The organism is Streptomyces sp. NPDC050743 (assembly GCF_044456925.1).
GTDB lineage: Bacteria > Actinomycetota > Actinomycetes > Streptomycetales > Streptomycetaceae > Streptomyces.
Genome location: NZ_JBITGJ010000257.1, coordinates 1 through 3,892 on the forward strand (window position 1 = coordinate 1; position 3,892 = coordinate 3,892).

General features: G+C 69.9%; 1 protein-coding gene and 2 pseudogenes. All 3 read right to left on the reverse strand.

All coding sequences use genetic code 11. From position 1 onward, the window contains the following. Positions 1-151 precede the first annotated feature (151 nt). A pseudogene (locus tag ACIBJF_RS52545) lies at positions 152-280 on the reverse strand (transposase); the annotation flags it as partial. Positions 281-349: 69 nt separating this feature from the next. Next, positions 350-2,749 carry a 2OG-Fe(II) oxygenase gene (locus tag ACIBJF_RS52550; RefSeq protein WP_399184983.1) on the reverse strand — a complete coding sequence of 800 codons (2,400 nt, stop codon included), beginning with the start codon at positions 2,747-2,749 and terminating at the stop codon, positions 350-352. A 918-nt stretch (positions 2,750-3,667) separates the two neighbouring features. Next, positions 3,668-3,892: pseudogene (locus ACIBJF_RS52555) on the reverse strand (transposase); the annotation flags it as partial.

Sequence of the window (3,892 nt, forward strand, 5' to 3'; positions counted from 1 at the left end):
AAGCCGCGAACGGGCACCGGGCAGGTCGACACACCCAAAGAGAGCCAGCCCCTGCGGGCGGCAGGAAGTACTCGAGTCAGCCTGCCCGGCGTCCTGCGGCACGTTACGGGCGGCCAACCCGATCACGAACACCGCTGCCCCCAATACAAGTCGGGAAGTACTGCCGCAGCAGGCCGTTGGTATTTTCGTTGGTGCCGCGTTGCCAGGGGCTGTGCGGGTCGGCGAAGTAGACCTGCAGCCCGGTGTCGATACGGAGTTGGGCATGCTGGGCCAGCTCCTTGAAGCAAGAGCACCTCACCTTCGCTCTTCTCGTCATCGCTGTCGGGGAGAGGTACGGGTGTGTCACCTCTCAACCGCACGTCCGGGGCCATTTATCCCGCAGCCACGCCAGGTCGGTCTCGGCGCGGGTGCGGGTCGCCTGTTCACGGGTGAAGACGGCGTCCGTCTTGGTCAGGACCAGAACGTAGGGGCGTCCCTGGCGCCGGGTGGTGTGGGAGACGGGCAGGCCGGCCTGGTCGATGCGGCTGTGGAGGTGGCGGCGTCCGTCCTTCGCGAGCGGCCACTCCATGACGTGGCGGGTACGGGAGGTGAGGAAGGCGTCCAAGTCGGGGCAGAGTCTGCAGCCAGTCCGGCATGTCCCGGCCGGGGTGAGGGACCAGTCGTCGGCCGCACGTACGGGGCGGGTGAGGGCCGCGGCGAGCCGGTCCTCGCAGTGGTCGGCGAGGGTCTGAAAAGCGCGGGCGGCGGGTGCGCCGTCGCGTATGGTCGTCGGCTGGCGGGCCGCGGTGCGCAGGGCGGGGAGCAGGCATTCCAGGGCGGTGTCCGGCAGGCCGCACAGCGTGGCGGCGATGGTGCCGGCGGTCTCGGGCCCTGCCGCCTGGAGGACGCGGGCCAGAGATACGCCGAGCCCCTCCATGCCTGTGCGGCGCTCCGTCTCGCGGCCGATGCCGAGCCAGCTGGTGAGCTGCTGCTCGACTGCTTGCCAGGCACCCTCGGCCAGCGGCGAGGCCATCGCGTCCCCATCGCCGTCGGCGGCCCGCAGCGCGGTGCACAGGCCGGGCAGCGATTCGAGCCACGCCGCGCGGCCGGCCCCGGTGTACGCGCCAACCGTCCCGAACCAGCTGCTGACGGCCCCGCGGGCCCACGTTCGTCCGTACCGCGCGGCCGCTGCCGCGAGACCCGGGGCGTGCCGCTCACCCACGGTCTCCACCCCAAAAGGCGCGAGGAGCATCGTGGCAGTGTCCGCTTCCCGCAGTCCCACCGCGACGGGCAGGGCGGCGGCAAAGAGCGCCGCGGCCGCCTCGCCCGAACCGTGGTGCTTCCAGAACGGGGCGAGCGACCGGGCGAGCGTGCGCGCCCGGTCGAGGTCCCCGGCATCCAGGTGGCCCTGAAGTTCCCGCAGTGCGCCCTCGGAGCCGGCCTCGGCGCGGGCCGTGAACGAGCGCTGCCGGGGCCACAGGACCACGGCAGCCCGCCGGTACCAGCGGTCGAGGGTGTTGCCGTAGTTGCCCATGTAGCCCTCGTACTCGGACTGGTAGGGCGTCAGGTCCTTGTTCTCGGTGGTGGCGCACACCTCGGCGTACGCGACGGGCAGGTTGATCTGCTCGCCGCCGGTGCCGTCCGGGCGGGTCCACCAGCTTAGCGTGATCTCGTCGTCGATCAGCTCGTTCAGTTCGTAGCTGGAGAAGTCGCCGCTGCGGCGGCGCTCGGCACCGGGTTCCCCGTCGGGATCCAGGAGGCATTCACCCTCGCACTCCTCGTCCTCGCAGTCGTCGTAGTGCTCGACCTCGCCGTAGTAGTCGTAGCGGTCATACGGCGCATGAGCGTCCCAGGTCTCCTTCACCTCGGCCAACGCGAGGACCGCTTCGCAGTCCGTCTCTGCGGCGGCCTGGCGGAGCAGGGCAGTGCGGGTGGCGTCGGCTCCCTTGAGGCGGTCCCAGTCCAGACCGCGCTGGGTGTACTCGTGGTCGAGGAGGTACACGAGGCGGTTCGGGGGCGCGGCCTTCTGGCGGCCGTAGGCATAGCGCTCTTCGGCCGGCTCGGTGAAGTGTTCGGTCAAGCAGTGAGCCAGGTCGGCGACCGGGCCCCCGTCGTCCTCGCCAGCCGGGCGGATGCGTTCGGCAAGGAGGTTCATGGTGAGGGTGACCCGGTAGCCGGACTTGACGGGCTTGACCTCGTGCAGGCAGTCCGCGTAGAAGGCGGCGAAGGTCAGCTTCTCCCGGGACGCCTGATGGACGACGCTGCGGCCGGCGTGTGAGACGACGAGTTCGCCGCCGGTGTGGTGCGAGGGCAGCGAGACAACCAGGGTGCCCACCATGGAGTCGTCCTTCTCGGAGTCCTGGTGCGGCAGGAAGAACTGGCCCTTGCCGTAGACGAGCAGTGCGTGCGGCTCGGCACGTAGGACGACGGTGGGCGGCAGACCGAGCGCCGTACGGACACCGTCGAGGACGCCGTCCAGGGTGCGGTCCCAGTCAGTGCCGCCGAGCGTGATGCGGTCCGGAGTGATCTCCCAGGTGTCGCGGACTCTGGTGTCGGACAGGGTCTGCTCGCCACGACCGAAGGACGCCTGCCGGGCCTGCGCGATCAGTTTCTTGGTGACCGGGGCACGCAGCGGCAGCGGCAGTTCCCCCACCCCGTCGACCTCGATGCGCAGCGCGCGAGCCGACATCTCGATACGGGTACTGAAGTCCCCGCACCGCTGCGCGTCGTCGAGCAGCTCCGCCAGCTGCTTCCGCGCTCCGTGTCCCATACTGTTTCGTCCCCAGGGATGCAGCGTGCCGTATGGCCTGTCCCCGAAACCCTAACGCCGCGGGCAGTCCTTGTTCCCGGGCTAATGGTCATGCGGCGAGGGTGAGTATGTCGCGGTAGCGGATGGTGTGAACCGTAGGTGATCGCGTTGCTGGTGGTAGCGCCAGTAGGCGTCGAAGTCGCTGTCCACGGACAGTGGAACGTCCGGGTGAGCGGACAGTTGATCTCCTTGTATGCGGACAGCTCATCTCCTTGTCCGGTATGACTTTTCACCCCTCGGACGGCGGTCAGTTGGACGGGATGAGAGGCTGGACGCCCTGACCGCGGCCACCACAGACATCAACAGCCTCACCACCCGACGCCACCGCACCCGCCGCTCCCCCGCACGTACCCAACACATGACCACGTGCCCATAGACGTGCCTGCACCCGGCCGCACCGTCCGAGCAGCACGCCCCGTACCTGGGTCAGTGACACTCGACTACGCCGCCACCGACATCACCGTGCAGCGCCTGGAGCACGCCGCCTACCTTCAGATCACCACCGCGTTGAAGGTGTCCGGGCAGCCGCCCCACCCGGCCGAGGGGCCCTGGGAGAACGTCCCGGACGAGCTCGACAGCGTGCAGCAGCCCGAGCACACGTCGCGGGAGGAGTCCGCGCCCGCAACCACTGCCGCGTCGATCCCGTCACCGGCGGCGGCAACGGACGTGAGCAGCGAGGTCTTCCCGGCCCCGCTCGCCGCCAGCACCGATCCGTCCGGGCTCCGTCTCTTCTCCCCCGCCGCATCGTCGACCCAGCTCGACGACGAAACCGGACGGGGCACCGAAGCCGTGGTGTCTGCGGCCCCGGCGTCCCCGGCCGCTGCGGACTCCACCGACACGGCAAACGCTGGGGAGCCTGACGCCCCGGGGACCGCCCTCGCGGAGCCTGCGGTGCCAGGGTCGGCGCAGGTCCTCGGCGAGTGGCCGGGCGAGGCGGAGTTGGGTGTGGGCGGCGATGATCAACCACGTCCACAGGTCGGCCGTGTCCGGATCGCGGACCTTGGGGACAGTCCAGCCCAGGGTCTGCTTGAACAGCCGGAAGGTGTGTTCAAGATCGAATCTGCGGAGGAACGCCTGCCAGCGCACATCGACGTCTGCGCCGGT